Origin of the sequence: Metapseudomonas cellulosilytica (assembly GCF_049334135.1) — a bacterium.
Classification (GTDB): domain Bacteria; phylum Pseudomonadota; class Gammaproteobacteria; order Pseudomonadales; family Pseudomonadaceae; genus Metapseudomonas.
This window is the reverse complement of sequence record NZ_JBHZGN010000001.1, coordinates 34029-51027: the sequence shown is the minus strand read 5'-3', so window position 1 is coordinate 51027 and position 16999 is coordinate 34029. Positions and strand designations below refer to the sequence as shown.

At 62.7% G+C, this 16999-nt stretch carries 13 protein-coding genes; 9 read left to right on the top strand and 4 right to left on the bottom strand.

Going from position 1 to position 16999, the window contains the following annotated elements; all coding sequences use genetic code 11:
- Window positions 1-76: 76 nt before the first annotated feature.
- From gabP to ACFW0H_RS00235, 4 genes are all read right to left on the bottom strand, one after another.
- Entirely contained in the window at window positions 77-1504 is a 1428-nt protein-coding gene (gabP, locus tag ACFW0H_RS00250; protein WP_422911897.1) for a GABA permease, read from the bottom strand.
- A gap of 89 nt (window positions 1505-1593) precedes the next feature.
- Window positions 1594-3090, bottom strand: coding sequence for a CoA-acylating methylmalonate-semialdehyde dehydrogenase (locus ACFW0H_RS00245; protein WP_422911896.1), 1497 nt, complete (start codon window positions 3088-3090; stop codon window positions 1594-1596).
- A 388-nt stretch (window positions 3091-3478) separates the two neighbouring features.
- The gene (locus ACFW0H_RS00240) at window positions 3479-4399 is read right to left on the bottom strand and encodes a LysR family transcriptional regulator (protein ID WP_422911895.1); all 921 of its coding nucleotides are present in this window, start codon (window positions 4397-4399) and stop codon (window positions 3479-3481) included.
- A gap of 26 nt (window positions 4400-4425) precedes the next feature.
- A complete protein-coding gene (locus ACFW0H_RS00235) occupies window positions 4426-5301 on the bottom strand; it encodes a LysR family transcriptional regulator (RefSeq protein ID WP_422911894.1) in 876 nt (291 codons plus the stop codon).
- A gap of 214 nt (window positions 5302-5515) precedes the next feature.
- Here ACFW0H_RS00235 and folD point away from each other — a divergent pair, with 214 nt between their 5' ends.
- The 9 genes from folD to ACFW0H_RS00190 all read left to right on the top strand — a co-directional run bounded on the left by folD (window position 5516) and on the right by ACFW0H_RS00190 (window position 16804).
- Window positions 5516-6436, top strand: coding sequence for a bifunctional methylenetetrahydrofolate dehydrogenase/methenyltetrahydrofolate cyclohydrolase FolD (gene folD / locus ACFW0H_RS00230; RefSeq protein ID WP_422911893.1), 921 nt, complete (start codon window positions 5516-5518; stop codon window positions 6434-6436).
- A gap of 322 nt (window positions 6437-6758) precedes the next feature.
- Window positions 6759-7508, top strand: a complete 750-nt coding sequence (locus tag ACFW0H_RS00225) for an electron transfer flavoprotein subunit beta/FixA family protein (protein WP_422911892.1) — start codon at window positions 6759-6761, stop codon at window positions 7506-7508.
- Complete coding sequence (locus ACFW0H_RS00220; protein ID WP_422911891.1) at window positions 7508-8446, top strand: electron transfer flavoprotein subunit alpha/FixB family protein; 939 nt, start codon at window positions 7508-7510, stop codon at window positions 8444-8446. Before ACFW0H_RS00225 ends, ACFW0H_RS00220 begins: the two co-directional genes overlap by 1 nt.
- 16 nt (window positions 8447-8462) lie before the next feature.
- The gene (purU, locus tag ACFW0H_RS00215) at window positions 8463-9314 is read left to right on the top strand and encodes a formyltetrahydrofolate deformylase (protein ID WP_422911890.1); all 852 of its coding nucleotides are present in this window, start codon (window positions 8463-8465) and stop codon (window positions 9312-9314) included.
- Window positions 9315-9379: 65 nt separating this feature from the next.
- Window positions 9380-11827: a GcvT family protein gene (locus tag ACFW0H_RS00210; RefSeq protein ID WP_422911889.1), complete on the top strand. Its 2448-nt coding sequence runs from the start codon at window positions 9380-9382 to the stop codon at window positions 11825-11827.
- 602 nt (window positions 11828-12429) lie between these two features.
- A complete protein-coding gene (locus ACFW0H_RS00205) occupies window positions 12430-13512 on the top strand; it encodes an ABC transporter ATP-binding protein (protein ID WP_422911888.1) in 1083 nt (360 codons plus the stop codon).
- A gap of 40 nt (window positions 13513-13552) precedes the next feature.
- A complete protein-coding gene (locus tag ACFW0H_RS00200; RefSeq protein WP_422911887.1) occupies window positions 13553-14827 on the top strand; it encodes an ABC transporter permease in 1275 nt (424 codons plus the stop codon).
- A gap of 5 nt (window positions 14828-14832) precedes the next feature.
- Window positions 14833-15702: an ABC transporter permease gene (locus tag ACFW0H_RS00195; RefSeq protein WP_422911886.1), complete on the top strand. Its 870-nt coding sequence runs from the start codon at window positions 14833-14835 to the stop codon at window positions 15700-15702.
- A gap of 43 nt (window positions 15703-15745) precedes the next feature.
- Window positions 15746-16804: an ABC transporter substrate-binding protein gene (locus ACFW0H_RS00190; RefSeq protein ID WP_422911885.1), complete on the top strand. Its 1059-nt coding sequence runs from the start codon at window positions 15746-15748 to the stop codon at window positions 16802-16804.
- Window positions 16805-16999 lie beyond the last annotated feature (195 nt).

Sequence of the window (16999 nt, the reverse complement as noted above, 5' to 3'; positions counted from 1 at the left end):
AGTCCTGATGAACTGATTGGCAGCGCGCCCCAGCCGGATTTCCCGGATGGGGCGCGCTTTCCTGCATTGGCAAAGGTCAGGCTGACGCTGCGCGTCCCGCGTAACCTTGCTTTTCACGGGGCTTGCGCCGGGCGTTCAGCAGCCCAAGGCAAACGATGAGCACCGTGAGCAGCGCTGTGGCGAGCACTTCGTGGCGATGTGCAGGCAGGAACAGCATGCTGGTAAAGGCGCCGCCGATGAACAGGATGACCGCCCAGGTCAGCCACGGATACAGCCACATGCGGAACTGGATGGGCTTGCCGCTGGCCAGTAGTTGCTTGCGCATGCGCAGCTGGGCAACGGCGATCACCAAGTACACCAGCAAGGCAACTGCGCCGGAGGAGGCGAGCAGGAAGGCGAACACGTTCTCCGGGGCGAAGTAGTTGACGATGGTGGTGAGGAAGCCGACCGCAGTGCTGGCCAGCACCGCCGCGCGCGGTACCTGGCTGCTGCTGGTGCGCTTGAGCAGGGCGGGGGCATCCCCCCGGTCGGCCAGGGAAAAGACCATTCGCGACGAGGTATAGATCGCCGAGTTGAGGCAGCTCGCCACGGCGATCAGCACCACCACATCGACAATCATCTTGGCGTAAGGAATGTCCATCAGCTCCAGAGCTCGCTGGAAGGAGCCGACCTCCGGCAGACGCGGGTCATTCCACGGTACGATGGATACCACGACGAAGATCGACACCAGGTAGAAGAGGCTGATTCGCCAGACCACCGAGTTGGTCGCACGGGTGATTTGCCGGGCCGGGTCCTTGGATTCCGATGCGGCGATTGTGACCACCTCCGCGCCGATGAAGCTGAACATGGTGGTCAGCAGGGCGCCTATTACGGTGGAATAACCGTTGGGCGCAAAGCCGCCATTGCTGGCGATCAGCGTACCGATGCCGCTGACTTCGCGATCCGGCAGTCCGCCGGCGATGGCCACCGCGCCCAGGATGATGAACGCGATGATCGCCAGGATCTTCAGCAGGGCGAACCAGAACTCGAACTCGCCGTAGCGGGCCACGCTGAACAGGTTGGTGGCGGTGAGTACGAAGGTCACCGCCAGGGCGAAGATCCAGGTATCCACGACCGGAAGCCAGGCGTGAAGAATGGCCGCCGCCGCGATGGCCTCCAGTGGAATCACCAGCACCCAGAACCACCAGTACAACCAGCCGATGGTGAAGCCTGCCCAACGGCCAATGGCCCGGTCGGCATAGGTGGAGAAGGAACCGGTGTCGGGAGAGGCAACCGCCATTTCCCCGAGCATCCGCATAACCAGCACTACCAGGGTGCCGGCGATCAGGTAGGCCAGCAGGACAGCGGGGCCGGCTGCGGCGATGGCGTGCCCCGAGCCGATGAAGAGGCCGGCGCCAATTACGCCGGCGATGGAAAGCATGGTGACGTGGCGCTGCTGCAGCCCGGGAGCAAGCGAGGCCTTGCCTTGGTTCGGCAGTTGCGAGGCGAGTATGACTTTGGACATCGATAAGGCTCTGTAATTGTTCTTGGTACTTTGTTGTCCGTGGCGATCAAGAGGCATGGTCGGCATCGACCATGCCTCGTTCGTCGGCCTCAACCGTTGCTGGGGAAGGCGAACTGGGCGGCTTCGTGGCTGGCACGCTTGGGCCAGCGCTGGGTGATGGCCTTCTTGCGGGTATAGAAGCGCACGCCATCCGGGCCGTAGGCGTGCAGGTCGCCGAACAGCGAGCGCTTCCAGCCGCCGAAGCTGTGGTAGCTGACCGGCACCGGCAGCGGCACGTTGACGCCGACCATGCCCACTTCGATCTCGTCGCAGAACAGGCGCGCGGCTTCGCCGTCGCGGGTGAAGATGCAGGTGCCGTTGCCGTACTCGTGGTCGTTGATCAGCTGCATGGCCTCTTCCAGGCTGCCGACGCGGACGATGCAGAGTACCGGACCGAAGATTTCTTCCTGGTAGATGCGCATGTCGGCGGTGACGTGGTCGAACAGGGTGCCGCCGACGAAGTAGCCGTCCTCATGGCCGGCGACGCGGTAGCCGCGGCCGTCCACCACCAGCGCGGCACCGGCGGCCACGCCGTCGTCGATGTAGCCGACCACCTTGTCGCGGGCGGCGGCGGTGACCAGCGGGCCCATGTCCAGGCCGCAGTGGGTGCCGGCACCGATCTTCAGGCCCTTGATCTGCGGCACGAGCTTGTCCACCAGGGCGTCGGCGATCTGGTCGCCCACGCACACGGCGACGGAAATCGCCATGCAGCGCTCGCCGCAGGAGCCGTAGGCGGCACCCATCAGCGCGCTGACGGCGTTGTCGAGATCGGCATCCGGCATCAGCACGGCGTGGTTCTTCGCGCCGCCCAGGGCCTGCACGCGCTTACCGCGCTTGGCGCCTTCGGTGTAGATGTACTCGGCGATCGGGGTCGAGCCGACGAAGCTGATGGCTTTGACTTCCGGCGCTTCGATCAGCGCGTCCACCGCTTCCTTATCGCCGTTGACCACGTTCAGCACGCCCTTGGGCAGGCCGGCCTGGTGGAACAGTTCGGCGATGAACAGGGTGGAGCTCGGGTCGCGCTCGGAGGGCTTCAAGATGAAGGTGTTGCCGCAGGCGATGGCCAGCGGGTACATCCACAGCGGCACCATGGCCGGGAAGTTGAACGGGGTGATGCCGGCGACCACGCCCAGCGGCTGGAAGTCGCTCCAGGCGTCGATGTTCGGGCCAACGTTGCGGCTGTATTCGCCCTTGAGGATTTCCGGGGCGGCGCAGGCGTACTCGACGTTCTCGATGCCGCGCTTGAGTTCACCGGCGGCGTCTTCCAGGGTCTTGCCGTGCTCTTCGCTGATCAGTTGGGCGATGCGTTGCTCATTGGCTTCCAGCAGCTGCTTGAAGCGGAACAGCACCTGGGCGCGCTTGGCCGGCGGGGTGTTGCGCCAGGCCGGGAAGGCGGCCTTGGCGGCGTCGATGGCCTGCTGCACGGTGGCGCGGCTGGCCAGGCCCAACTGGTGGATGGCCTCGCCGGTGGACGGGTTGAACACGTCGGTGGTGCGGCTGGCATCGGCGACATACTCGCCATTGATCAGATGCTGGATAGCGCTCATATGAGACTCCTGTTGTTCTAGAGATCGTGGGTCGATTGACAGGGCTGGGCTTCACCGACCGCCTGGACAGGCGATCCAGTTTTCCGGTCCGGAAGTTGCGGTCGGCGATGCACGGTATCCAAGCGAGCTACAGCCCTCGGTCATGGAAACCGCAGACGCAGGCGATTAGCCCAAGCGCACCCTGGCAAGCAGGCAACTGCCATGGGCTTAGCCTCACATTGGCCCGGCGGCGGTTAAATCCATATCTCTTCATGTTGAGTTGATCTGCCGGTTGCGCATTGCAGCAGGCAGACGTTCACGAAAGCGAAGTGGGGCTGATGTCGTGTAGCGGAAGGTGAGGGGCAGCTGCGGCTGCCCCTGGCTGGCCGTCGGATCGGCCGGGGAGGAGTCACTCGGTACCGCGCAGGGCTTCCAGATAACTGTTCAGCACGAGGTTGCTGCGATTGCCGCTGCGGGTAATGGCGGTGTACTGCGTCGTGTAGCCGAAATCCTGGGGACGCAGGCGGCGGAAGGTATTTTCACGCACCCAGCTCTCGGCGTAGTGGGTCGGCAGGAAACCGATGAAACAGCCGGTCATCAGCAGGAAGGCGACCCCTTCGCGGTCGCTCACAGTGGCCGCAATCTTGTGGCGTTGGTAGATCTGCTGAATGTTCTCCGGCTGCGCGTAGGCCGGGGCTACGGCATCGTGCTCAAGGATGGTCTCGGGGGTGAGGTCCTCATCGGAAATCCCGAACAGGGGATGATGCTCGCCGCAGTACAGCCCTGACTCCTCGTCGTACATCGGGAAATAGTCCAGGCCGGGAGAAGGGCGCAGCCGGGGGACCATGCCGATGTGGAACTGTCCGTTGAGCACACCTTTCTCGATTTCGTTGGGCGGCAGCATGCGGATGTTGATGGTGACGTCCGGTGCCTGGCGCTTGAGACTCTGCAGGGAGTTCACGATACGCATGCGGCGCATGGTGATCAGGTTGTCGGTGATGCCGATGCTCAGCTCGCCCTTGAGCGAGGAGTGAATGGCGTTGACCTGGCTGCGGAAGGTATCAAGCGAGCCGAGCAACTGCAGGGTGTTGTCGTAGACTTGCCGACCGGCGTCGGTCAGCGAGAAACCGGTGCGTCCCCTGTGGCACAGCTTGAAGCCGAGGCGTTGCTCGAGGTCCGACATGCTCGAACTGATCGCCGATCGACTGACATTCAGCTCGACTTCCGCAGCCGTGAAGCCGCCGGACTCCACTACCGTCTTGAAGACCCTCAAAAGGCGAAGGTCGAAGTCGCTGACTTGGCCGGTGAAGTGCATCTTGGAGGTTGCCATCGGTATGAACCCTTGGTGTCGCGAGATTATTTCAGTTCGCTGGCGAGCCAGTCGTTGAAGGCCTGGGCGGCGCCGGAGAGCGGTTTGTCGCGCTTCTTGAGGAGGTAGTAGCTGGCCTGGCAATCAATCCGCTGGTCCAGGGGCGATACCAGGAATTCACGCAGGCGGGAGCCCTGCACCAGTTCATCGTTCAGCAGGCAGACGCCGACATTTTCCACGGCCATGTTGGCGGCGATGGAGTAGCTGTCCACGTAGAAGCGCTGGAGCTGTTCCGGCTCGCCTTGCGGGTATTGAGCCAGCCAGTCGCTCCAGCCATTGGGTGTGCCCAGTACATCGATCAGCGGCAGGCTGAGCAGCCCGCCGGCATCGCGCAGACGGTTGGCCATGTTCAGTGAGCAGTAGGGGCGTAGCTCCTGCGACAGCAGCTTGAGCGAGTCCATGCCCACCCAGTTGCCACCCCCATAGCGAATTTCCAGTTCGGCGCTGCTGGGAGGCGCATCCGCTTCCCAGTTGACGCCATACATGCGGATGGACACCTGCGGGTAGAGCGTGGCGAAACGCTCCATGCGAGGCGCAAGCCAGAGTTGGGCGAAGGTGTTGTTCACGCTCAGCTCCAGCACACCCTGGGCAACCGAGCTGAAGATGCTGCTCATCCCTTGCTCCATGTGCTTCAGGCCTTCCTGCACCACGCCCAGGTAGGCGCGTCCGGCGACGGTCAGCTGGATGGAGCGGGTCTGCCGCTGGAACAGGCTCTTGCCGAGCTTGTGCTCCAGCAGCTTGATCTGCTGGCTGACGGCGGACTGGCTCATGTTCAGCTCGATCGCCGCGCTGGAAAAGCTCAGGTGACGCCCCACCACTTCGAAGGTGCGCAGCCAGTTGAGTTGCAGATTGGTCAGGGCCATGGATTCCACGCATAAGCATGACTTATCAATGTGGCGCTTTTACATCGTTTGCGCGAGGCATTCAAGCCATTTAGGATCGCCCCAGGTCGTCGCTGAACAGCCGTCGAACCCACTCGAAAGGCCTCCCGGACGCGTTCCAGCGGGAGGCGGGCCAACCAGGCTCAGGACCCGATCCGTGCCGCAGGAATTTCAAGCAATTGCAGAGGAATGAGGTATGAGTGTCATGCAGAGTCCCGCCGCGCAGCAGGCGGAAAGGGCAGTGGTGATCGATGGCAAGGCTTTCGCCGAAGGCTTGCGTGAACGGATCGTGGTCAAGGCCCGGGAGTTTCGCGAGCTGGTTGGCAAGGCGCCCGGCCTCGCCGTGGTACTGGTGGGGGACGACCCCGCCAGCCAGGTATATGTCCGCACCAAGATGAACAAGGCCATGGATACGGGCATCGAGTCGTTTCCCTTCCTGCTGCCGGCCTCGACCTCCCAGACCGAGCTGCTTGCGCTGATCGAGAGACTGAACGAGGACCGGCATGTACATGGCATTCTCGTGCAGCTTCCGCTTCCGGCTCACATCGATGAGGTCGCCGTCATTGCGGCCATCGATCCAGCCAAGGACGTCGATGGCTTCCACCCCATCAATGTCGGCCAGTTGGGACTGGGCACCGCCAGCCTGGTCCCCTGCACGCCATTGGGGTGCCTGATGATGCTGAAGCATCACCTCGGCGATCTGAGCGGGCTGAAGGCTGTCGTCGTCGGGCGCTCGAACATCGTCGGCAAACCCATGGCCAACCTGCTGCTCCAGCAGAACTGCACCGTGACCGTCCTTCACTCCCGGTCGCGCAACCTGGAGGACGAGTGCCGCCAGGCGGATATCCTGGTGCTGGCCATCGGGCGTCCGAATATGATCGGCCCGGAAAGCATCAAGCCCGGTGCGGTGGTCATCGATGTCGGGATCAACCGGATAATCCGCGAGGACGGCAGCTCTGCCCTGGTGGGGGATGCCGATACCGAGGCTGTGAGTGCTGTAGCCGGAGCGATCACACCCGTTCCAGGGGGTGTCGGCCCAATGACGGTCGCGTGCCTGATGCGCAACACCCTGGTGGCCGCCTGCGCCATCGAAGGAATCGCTCCGCCGTCGCTGTAGCGCCCAGTCTTACCCTCTTGGCAGCCGTGATACTCGGACGGGTCACGGCTGCCTTTTTTCTCTGTACGCCTGGAACGCGAACTCGTTCGCCAGGCAGCGCCGTAGGCTGGGTCCAGTCTGCGATACCCATCGGCGGCGATCGATAGACTTCCCAGGCCCAAACCCACGCGCCAATCCTTCCCGCACGAATAAGTAGCGCTTATCAATATCCCATTTATTCATCGTTTGTAGCTGGCCAGCAAGGTTCCTAGCATCGCCTCCAGAGCATGCGAGTCCCGGGCCGTCGCCCGAGCGGCCGCTTCTTTCCTGTGTGGAGGTGACGATGAAGGTAGTAGTGGCGGTAAAGCGCGTCGTCGATGCCAACGTCAAGGTGAGGGTCAAGTCAGACAACACCGGCGTCGAACTCGGCAATGTGAAGATGGCGATCAATCCGTTCTGCGAGATTGCGGTCGAGGCAGCGGTGCGCCTTAAGGAAGCCGGTCAGGCCACCGAGGTGGTGGCGGTTTCCGTAGGTACCGAGGCGTGCCAGGAGCAATTGCGCACGGCGCTGGCCATGGGCGCGAACCGCGCTGTGCTGGTGAAGGCGGAAGAGGGGCTTGAACCGCTGGCCGTGGCCAAGGTGCTGCAGGCGATCGTGCGCCAGGAAGAGGCTGGCCTGGTGCTGCTGGGCAAGCAGTCCATCGACGGCGACAACAACCAGACCGGCCAGATGCTCGCTGCACTGCTTGGCAGCGCCCAGGGCGCCTTCGCTTCGAAGATCGAATTGGCCGGCCCGCACGTGAACGTCACCCGCGAAGTCGATGGCGGACTGGAGACGCTGAGCCTGGCGCTACCGGCAGTGATTACCGCCGACCTGCGTCTGAACGAGCCGCGCTACGCCTCGCTGCCCAACATCATGAAGGCCAAGAAGAAACCCCTGGACACCGTCGCCGTCGAGTCGCTCGGCGTCGACGTGACCCCGCGCCTCAAGGTGCTGAAGGTCAGCGCGCCGCCCGAGCGGCAGGCTGGCAAACGCGTGGCCAGCGTGCAGGAGCTGGTGGCGAAACTGAAAAGCGAAGCGGGGGTGATCTGATGACCGTGCTGATTATTGCGGAACACGACAACCGCGCCCTGAAACCTTCCACGCTGAACGCAATGGAGGCGGCCAGCAAACTGGGCGGTCGCGTGGACGTGCTGGTGGCAGGCCTTGAGTGTGGCGCCGTTGCAGAACAGGTCGCTCGCGTCAAAGGTGTGGGCCTGGTGAAGCTGGCGGATGCGGCGCCCTACGGGGCGCAACTGGCGGAGAACGTCGCGCCGCTGGTGGTGGAGCTTGCTCGTGCGGAAGGCTATGAGCATGTCTTTGCACCGGCCACCGCTGCCGGCAAGAACCTTCTGCCGCGCGTTGCGGCACTCCTCGATGTCGCCCAGATCTCCGATGTGATCGAGGTTGTCTCGACTGACGCCTTCGTACGCCCGATCTATGCCGGCAATGCACTGGTCACGGTGCAAAGCCAGGACGCGGTGAAGGTGATCAGCGTCCGGACCACGGCCTTCGCAGCGGCAGGGCAGGGCGCGGACGCGGCCCCCATCGAGCGGTTGCACAGCGTCAGCGACAAGGGGTTGTCGTCCCTGTTGAGTTCGGAGCTGAAGGTCTCCGAGCGTGTCGACCTCACCACCGCGAAGATCGTCATTTCCGGCGGCCGCGGCATGGGCAGTGGTGACAACTTCGCCTTGCTGGAAAAGGTCGCGGACAACCTTGGCGCGGCGGTTGGTGCGTCTCGCGCCGCAGTCGATGCCGGCTTCGTTGCCAACGATATGCAGGTCGGTCAGACCGGCAAGATCGTCGCGCCGGAGCTGTACATCGCCGTCGGTATCTCCGGTGCCATCCAGCACCTGGCCGGTATGAAGGATTCGAAAATCATCGTGGCGATCAACAAGGACGAGGAGGCGCCGATTTTCCGGGTCGCCGACTACGGCCTGGTCGCCGACCTGTTCGAGGCCTTGCCGGTTCTCGAAGCCGAACTGTCCTGACTTCTGGAGCGATACCGTGAAACGCACTTATTGCCTTGCTTTCGATTGCCCGGACCAGGTCGGGATCGTCACCCGCATTTCCGGCGCTTTCACCAGCCACGGTGGCTGGATCGAAGAAGCGTCGCACCATTCCGACGAAGAGAGCCGTCGCTTCTTCAGTCGCATCGTGGTCCGCGCCGATACCCTGCCGTTCGATTACGACGTGCTCGAACGCAAGCTCGCTCCGCTGGCCGAAGAACTGCAGATGAACTGGCGCCTGGTCGACAGCGCGCAGAAGAAGCGCGTGGTGCTGATGTGCAGCAAGGGCTCGCATTGCATGACCGACCTGCTGGATCGCTGGAAGAGTGGCGACATCAGTTGCGACATCGCTTGCGTCATCTCCAACCATGAAGATCTTCGCGGACTTGCCGAGTGGTACGGCATCCCGTTCCACCATGTCCCGGTGGACAAGGACAACAAGGCGCCGGGTTTCGCGCAGACCGAGGCACTGATCGACGAGTACAAGGCTGACTGCATCGTACTCGCCCGATACATGCAGATCCTTCCGCAGAACCTCTGCGAGAAGTACCGGCACAGGGTGATCAACATCCATCACAGCTTCCTGCCGTCCTTCATCGGGGCCAAGCCTTACCACCAGGCGTCCCGTCGCGGGGTGAAGCTCATCGGTGCCACCTGCCACTACGTCACCGAGGACCTGGACGAAGGCCCGATCATCGATCAGGACGTGGTGCGCGTGAGTCACCAGCAGAACGTCGACGACCTGGTGCGGCTGGGCAAGGACGTGGAGAAGACCGTGCTCGCGCGCGGTCTGCGCAATCACCTCGAAGACCGCGTGCTGGTCTACGGCAACAAGACAGTCGTCTTCTAAAACAACGAAACCGCGACGGGACGGCGCCCGATGCGCGCCGCCTCGTCACGCATTGGAGTCTTACCATGAACAATTCCGTCCCTAGCTCGGCTCGTGTGGTCATCGTCGGCGGTGGCGTCATCGGCTGCAGTGTCGCTTACCACCTGACCAAACTCGGTATCAAGGATGTGGTCCTGCTGGAGCGCAAGACGCTCACCTGCGGCACCACCTGGCACGCCGCCGGCCTGGTGCCGACCCTGCGGGCCACCTACAACATGAGCATGCTCGCCAAGTACAGCGCAGGCCTGTATGAGTCGCTGGAAGCAGAGACCGGTCAGGCCACCGGCTTTGTCCGCAATGGTTCATTGAGTGTTGCTACTCATGCTGAGCGTTTCACCGAGCTCAAGCGAGGTGCCTCCATGGCCAAGCTCTGCGGTTTCCCCTGCGAGGTGGTGAACCCGGAGCAGGCCCGCGAGCTGTGGCCGCTGCTGAACATCGAGGACATCGTGGGTGGCGTGTACCTGCCGCTGGACGGCGTCGTCAACCCGGTCGACGTGTCCCAGGCGCTGGCCAAGGGTGCACGCATGGGCGGCGCACGCATCATCGAGAACACCAAGGTTCTCGACATCAAGATCAAGGATGGCAAGGCCGCCGGGGTGGTCACCGAGTTCGGCGATATTGATGCGGAGTTCGTGGTCAACTGCGCAGGCATGTGGGCACGCAACTTCGGCAAGAAGGCGGGCGTGAACATTCCGCTGCACGCCGCCGAGCACTACTACGTGGTCACCGAACCGATGTCGGAGCTGACGTCGGTCCTGCCCACGCTGCGTGACCTGGACTACTGCAACTACTTCAAGACTGATGCGGGCAAGCTGCTGATCGGTACCTTCGAGCCCAACGCCAAACCCTGGGGCCACGAAGGCATTCCGGAGAGCTTCAGCTTTGACGATCTGCCGCCGGACATGGATCACCTGGAGCCGTACCTGGAGGCGGCCATCCGCCGTGTACCGGCACTGGAGCGCACGGGTCTGCAGGTGTTCTTCAATGGCCCGGAAAGCTTCACCCCGGACGACCGTTATCACCTCGGCGAGGCGCCGGAGCTGCGCAACTACTTTGTCGCTGCGGGCTTCAACTCCATCGGTATCCAGTCTGCCGGCGGCGCCGGCAAGGTGCTGGCCGAATGGATTGCCAAGGGCCATGCCCCGATGGACCTGTGGGACGTGGACATCCGCCGCAACATGCCGTTCCAGGGCACGTCGAAGTACCTCTACGACCGCACCACCGAAGGCCTCGGCCTGCTCTACGCCATGCACTGGCCATTCCGCCAGTTCGAGACGGCACGCAATGCACGCAAGAGCATCCTGCACGATCGCCTGGTCAAGTCGAACGCCTGCTACGGTGAAGTCTCCGGCTGGGAGCGGGCGAACTTCTTCGCCCCTGAAGGTGTAAAACCCGAATACCGCTACAGCTGGGGCAAGCAGAACTGGTTCGATTGGTCCGCTGCTGAACACCGCGCCGTTCGCGAGAACGTAGGCCTGTTCGACCAGAGCTCGTTCGCCAAGATCCTGGTGCAGGGCCGCGATGCCATGCCGGTCCTCAACCGCATCTGCAGCAACAACATCGATGTGGCTCCGGGCCGGATCGTCTACACCCAGTGGCTCAACGAGCGCGGCGGCATCGAGGCAGACCTTACCGTGACCCGCCTTGCTGCAGATTCCTTCCTTGTGGTGACCGGGCCGACCACCCAGACCCGCGACCTCAACTGGCTTCAGCGCAATACACCTGCGGACGCCAATGTGGTGATCACCGACGTGACGTCGTCGATGGCCGTCATCAGCATCATGGGCCCCAACGCTCGTGCCCTGCTGCAGGGCATGACCGAGGATGACCTGTCCAATGAAGGCTTCCCCTTTGCGACCTCGCGGGAGATCGAACTCGGTTACGCCAAGGTACGTGCATCGCGCATCACCTACGTTGGCGAACTGGGCTGGGAGATCTACATCCCTACCGAATTCGCTCCGGATGTGTTCGACCGCATTGTCGAAGCCGGCAAGGCCTTCAACCTCAAGCTCTGCGGCTATCACGCGCTGAACTCGCTACGCATCGAGAAGGGCTATCGCCACTTCGGCCATGACGTAATGGAGGAAGACACCCCGCTGGAAGCCGGCCTTGCTTTCGCCTCCGACTTCAACAAGCCGGGCGGGTTCATTGGCAAGGAAGCCTTGCTCAGGCAGAAGGAGCAGGGTGTCAAGCGCCGCATGGTGCTGTTCAAGTTCCTCGATCCGGAAGGCACCAGCTATCACGAAGAGCCGATCTATCGGAATGGTGTGATCGTCGGGCGCACCACCTCCGGCATGTACGGCCACAGCATCGGCGGCAACGTCGCGATGGGTTACCTGTGCAACGAGGCTGGAGCGACCCTGGATTGGGTGAAGGAGGGCGAGTACGAAATCGAGGTGGCGTGCAAGCGCTACAAGGTCGAGGCCAGCGTCCGTGCCTTCCATGACCCGGAGATGAAGCGCATCAAGTGCTGACGCATCGACGCGCGACAAGGGTGGAAATCCCGAAAGGGATTTCCACCGTCGAAGCCCTGCGTGGTCTTGCTGGTGGATAGAAAAGCGCTATCCACCCTACGCGGCTGCACTGGCCCCTCTGGATAGGTGACCCGGAGGTTGCTTGAACGTGAACAACTATGGGTTTAAGGCCCTTCGCCCAGGGACTTAGAGTCGCTGAAAACAACAAGAGCCCAGGCCGCTACATAGAACCGCCTTATTTCTGCCTCGCATCAAGAGAACGGAAGTGTCACGGCAACCTATGTATCGCAGGAGGAGATAAATGAAGCTTCGTCCAGCCCCCGAGAACCCTCCGGTTCTTCGTCGCGAAGTCGCCATGTACCCATGCCGGTGCATGTCTCTTGCCGTTGCAGCTTCCTCAAGTGCGATTCCCGCACGACTCGCCATTTCGGAACCGGTCTCCTTCGTATCCCCGCACGCCATCGGGCTGGCTGGGGCCGGCGCGCTCCTGCGCCATTCCAGCCGCGACAGAAAACGATCCGGCCTCTGACCCTGGCGTCTTTCCAGCCAGGCATTGCTCATCGCATTCCCACATCGAAGTCGAACAAGAAGCAGGTGTATCCATGCGCGCAGAATCTTTTGTCAGTTTCCGCAACGTGCAGAAAAGCTACGACGGCGAGCATCTCGTCGTGAAGAACTTCAACCTGGAAATCGAGCACGGTGAGTTCGTCACCATGCTGGGGCCATCCGGCTCGGGGAAAACCACCTGCCTGATGATGCTGGCCGGGTTCGAGACGGTCACCCATGGCCAGATCTGCATCGACAAGAAGCCGGTCAACGATATTGCGCCGCAGAAGCGCGGAATCGGCATGGTGTTCCAGAACTATGCGCTGTTCCCGCACATGACCATCGAGGAGAACCTCGCCTTCCCGCTGAAGGTTCGCAACCTGTCCCGTACCGAGACTCAGGAACGCGTGCGCAAGGCCCTGGACATGGTGGCCCTGGGCAAACTGGGTTGCCGGATGCCGGCGCAGCTTTCCGGTGGCCAGAAGCAGCGGGTGGCCCTGGCCCGTGCGCTGATCTTCGAGCCGCGTCTGGTGCTGATGGACGAGCCGCTGGGTGCCCTCGACAAGCAGCTGCGCGAGCAGATGCAGTACGAGATCAAGCGCCTGTCCAAGCAACTGGGCATCACGGTGGTGTACGTCACCCATGACCAGAGCGAAGCGCTGACCATGTCGGATCGCATCGCCGTGTTCAACGAGGGCATCGTGCAGCAGCTGGCCAATCCGTCCGATCTCTACGAGAAGCCGGAAACCGCCTTCGTGGCCAGCTTCATCGGTGAGAACAATCGCTTGCGTGGTCAGGTCGTCGATCGCGACGGCAGCTACTGCAAGGTCCGCGTGGGCGACCACCTCCTCAAGGCGCTGGCGGTGAACGTTCCCGCCAATGGCGACCCGACCACCCTGTCGATCCGCCCTGAGCGCGTGACCATCGATCCGCGCGAAGGGGAGTGCGACAACCGTGTTCCCGCCTGTATCCAGGAAATCATCTACCACGGCGATCACTTGCGCGCGCGCCTCAAGTTGGCGGGGCACGACGAGTTCATCGTCAAGCTGGCGAACGCCGCAGGCCGCGTGCGCCCCGAGCCGGGTACCTGCATCGACGTCGGCTGGGCAGCCGAGGATTGCCGGGCACTGGACGCCTGAACCACCTACCCGTGCCGTTGCTGATTTCCTGGAGTTTCGTATGAGCAGTTTGTTCTCAGCCAATGCCTCGCTCGAAGGTCTGAGCGAGGAGCCCGGCAGCCAGAGCCTGAAGGCAAAACTCGATCAGGCCGAACGCCTGAACAAGACCAAATCCCTGTTGCTGGTCCTGCCCTTGCTGGCGTTCATCCTGGTGTTCTTCCTGTTGCCAATCGGCGACATGTTGATCCGCAGTTTCCAGAACCCGACGCTGTCCACCTTCATGCCCGCAACCGCGCACGCGCTTGGGGAGTGGGACGGCAAGGCCGTGCCCGACGAGACTGTGTTCGCGACGCTGGGCGGTGAGATTCTCAGCCTCAATCAGTCTCGCCAGATCGACCGTGTCGGCTCCGACCTGAACCGGGTGAAGAGCGGCATGAAGAGCCTGGTCACCAAGACCGCGCGAAGTCTTGTAAAGGCTGCGCCGGCTGAAGGCGGCTACAAGGCGGCCATGATCCAGATCGACAAACGCTGGGGGCAACTCGGCACCTGGACTCAGCTGAAAGTCATGGCGCCGTCCTACTCCAGCGTGCACTACCTGGCCGCGCTCGATCTGCAATACAACGACGAAGGGCAGGTCATCCAGCAACCGGAAAGCCGGCAGATCTACGTAGGCGTGCTGATCAAGACGCTGACCGTGACGCTGGGCATTACCTTGCTCTGCATGGTACTGGGCTATCCGCTGGCCTACATGCTCGCGACCCTGCCGGCCAGGACCAGCAACCTGTTGATGATCCTGGTGCTGCTGCCGTTCTGGACCTCGCTGCTGGTGCGCACCAGCGCCTGGATGGTGATCCTGCAGTCCAATGGCGTGCTCAACAGCACGCTGCAGAGCCTGGGTCTGATCTCGCAGCCGCTGGACCTGATGTACAACATGTTCGGCACCGTCACCGCGATGACCCACATCCTGCTGCCGTTCATGGTGCTGCCGATGTACAGCGTGATGAAAAGCATCGACAACACCTACATCCGTGCTGCGCATTCGATGGGTGCCAGCTCGTTGCGGACCTTCTTCCGCGTCTATTTCCCGCTCTCCCTGCCCGGTCTCAGCGCCGGCGGCATCCTCGTGTTCATCCTGGCGATTGGTTACTACATCACCCCGGCCCTGGTGGGTGGCCGCACCGGCCAGGTCATCAGCAACTTCATCGCCTACCACATGCAGACCTCCCTCAACTGGGGCCTGGCCGCCGCCATCGGCAGCATCCTGCTGCTGATCGTCCTGCTCCTCTACTGGCTCTACGACCGTGTCGTCGGCATCAGCAACATGAAACTGGGGTAATCAAGATGAGCCTTCCAAGCTACACCGGCCCCCTGGGGCGCATGTGGTTCTACAGCGTTCGTGGCTTCGCTGCCCTGGTGCTGCTGTTCCTGATCCTGCCGATCCTGGTGGTGACGCCGCTGTCGTTCAACGTCGAGCCGTACTTCAGCTTCACCCGCGGCATGCTCAGCCTGGACCCGGACGCTTTCTCGCTGCGCTGGTATCGCGAGCTGGTCGAGGACCCGCTGTGGGTGATGTCGTTCAAGAACAGCCTGCTGATCGCCGCATGCGCGACGGTCATTGCCACCGCGCTTGGCACCCTGGCGGCGCTGGGTTTGAGCCGATCGAACCTGCCGTGCAAGGGGCTGCTGATGGGCACCCTGATCTCGCCGATGATCGTGCCGGTGATCATCTCCTCGGCCGGGATGTACTTCTTCTACAGCACCCTGGGCATCGCCCAGAGCCACCTGGGCATCGCCCAGAGCCACCTGGGCATCATCCTGGCCCATGCGGTGCTGGGCACACCCTTCGTGATCATCACGGTCACGGCGACCCTGGTCGGCTTCGACCATTCGCTGACCCGAGCGGCCGCGAGCATGGGCGCCTCGCCAACCTACACCTTCTTCCGGGTGACCTTCCCGATCATTCGCCCGGGAATCATCTCGGGCGCGCTGTTCGCCCTGGTCACTTCGTTCGACGAAGCCGTAGTCGTGCTGTTCCTGGGTGGTGTGGAGCAACGCACCATCCCACGGCAAATGTGGTCGGGCATGCGCGAGCAGATCAGCCCGACCATTCTCGCGGCGGCCACCTTGCTCATCCTGGGCTCGGTGCTGCTGCTGGTGGCCATCGAGGTGCTGCGGCGTCGTTCGCTGCGCCTGCGTGGCATCAAGGAATGACTTGTTTTCTGCCAACCCCAACCGACAAAAAAGGTAAGACAGTATGAAAAGCGCAGTCCTTTTTGCTCTTTCGGCGGTAGCTTCCTGCGTCGCCATGGCCAACGAAAGCATTACGGTGGTGTCCTACGGCGGCAGCCTCGCGACCGCCCAGATCGAAGCCGCGCACAAACCCTTCGCGAAGGAGAGCGGCATCAAGGTCATCTCTGAGGATTACTCGGGCGGTATCGCGCAGGTGAAGGCCCAGGTGGACACCAACAAGATCACCTGGGACGTGGTGGACATGGAGCTGCCGAACGCGGTGCGTGCCTGCAACGCCGGCCTGCTGGAACGGATCGATCCGGACAAGGACCTGGCTCCTGGCAACGACGGCAAAGTAGCCAGCCAGGACTTCATTCCGGGCGCGCTCTCCGAATGCGGCGTCGCCAGCATCGTCTGGTCCACCGCAGTTGCCTACAACACCAAGGCGTTCAAGAACGGCCAGCCCACGGCGCTGAAGGACTTCTTCGACCTGCAGCGTTTCCCCGGCAAGCGTTCGCTGCGCAAGGCGCCCCAGGTGAACCTGGAATGGGCGCTGCTGGCCGACGGCGTTCCGCGTGAAGAGGTGTACGCGACCCTGGAGACCGACGAAGGTCTTGAGCGCGCCTTCGCCAAGCTGGACACCATCAAGGACCAGGTCGTCTGGTGGGAGGCCGGTGCCCAGCCGCCGCAACTGCTGGCCGATGGCGAGGTGGTGATGACCTCGGCGTACAACGGCCGTATCTATGACGCCCAGGTCAAGGAGAAGCAGCCCTTCCAGATCATCTGGGACGGCCAGATGTACGACATGGATGTGTGGACCGTACCCAAGGGCACGCCGAAGAAAGAGCAGGCCATGGCCTTCCTGCGCTTTGCCACCCAGAGCTCGGTGCTGGCGGATCAGAGCAAGTACATCGCCTATGGCCCGACTCGCCAGTCCTCCCAACCCCTGGTCAGCGAAGAGGTGAAACCCCACCTGCCGACGACCGACGCCAACTTCGCCACGGCGCTGCAGGTGGACTCGGAGTGGTGGGCCGATCACGCCGATGAGCTGAGCGAGCGCTTCAACGCCTGGCTGGCCAAGTAATTCAGCCATCCGCAGCAGCGGACGAAAGCCCTCGGCGAGAGCCGGGGGCTTTTTTATGCCATGTGGATTTTCGCGGTAGGGGGAGGGGACCCATGCCGGACGCTTCATCCATAGGAGGCAACAAGCCGGTCCGGTAGGGTGCGCTTCGCGCACCAATAGCCGGGCGCCACGTCGGGGCTGATTCTGGAGGCGGTG

What these genes read in the sequence shown, in the direction of transcription:
- gabP (WP_422911897.1), bottom strand. Translation starts at nt 1,504, where the DNA reads ATGTCCAAAGTCATACTCGCCTCGCAACTGCCGAACCAAGGCAAGGCC.
- ACFW0H_RS00245 (WP_422911896.1), bottom strand. Translation starts at nt 3,090, where the DNA reads ATGAGCGCTATCCAGCATCTGATCAATGGCGAGTATGTCGCCGATGCC.
- ACFW0H_RS00240 (WP_422911895.1), bottom strand. Translation starts at nt 4,399, where the DNA reads ATGGCAACCTCCAAGATGCACTTCACCGGCCAAGTCAGCGACTTCGAC.
- ACFW0H_RS00235 (WP_422911894.1), bottom strand. Translation starts at nt 5,301, where the DNA reads ATGGCCCTGACCAATCTGCAACTCAACTGGCTGCGCACCTTCGAAGTG.
- folD (WP_422911893.1), top strand. Translation starts at nt 5,516, where the DNA reads ATGAGTGTCATGCAGAGTCCCGCCGCGCAGCAGGCGGAAAGGGCAGTG.
- ACFW0H_RS00225 (WP_422911892.1), top strand. Translation starts at nt 6,759, where the DNA reads ATGAAGGTAGTAGTGGCGGTAAAGCGCGTCGTCGATGCCAACGTCAAG.
- ACFW0H_RS00220 (WP_422911891.1), top strand. Translation starts at nt 7,508, where the DNA reads ATGACCGTGCTGATTATTGCGGAACACGACAACCGCGCCCTGAAACCT.
- ACFW0H_RS00210 (WP_422911889.1), top strand. Translation starts at nt 9,380, where the DNA reads ATGAACAATTCCGTCCCTAGCTCGGCTCGTGTGGTCATCGTCGGCGGT.
- ACFW0H_RS00205 (WP_422911888.1), top strand. Translation starts at nt 12,430, where the DNA reads ATGCGCGCAGAATCTTTTGTCAGTTTCCGCAACGTGCAGAAAAGCTAC.
- ACFW0H_RS00200 (WP_422911887.1), top strand. Translation starts at nt 13,553, where the DNA reads ATGAGCAGTTTGTTCTCAGCCAATGCCTCGCTCGAAGGTCTGAGCGAG.
- ACFW0H_RS00195 (WP_422911886.1), top strand. Translation starts at nt 14,833, where the DNA reads ATGAGCCTTCCAAGCTACACCGGCCCCCTGGGGCGCATGTGGTTCTAC.
- ACFW0H_RS00190 (WP_422911885.1), top strand. Translation starts at nt 15,746, where the DNA reads ATGAAAAGCGCAGTCCTTTTTGCTCTTTCGGCGGTAGCTTCCTGCGTC.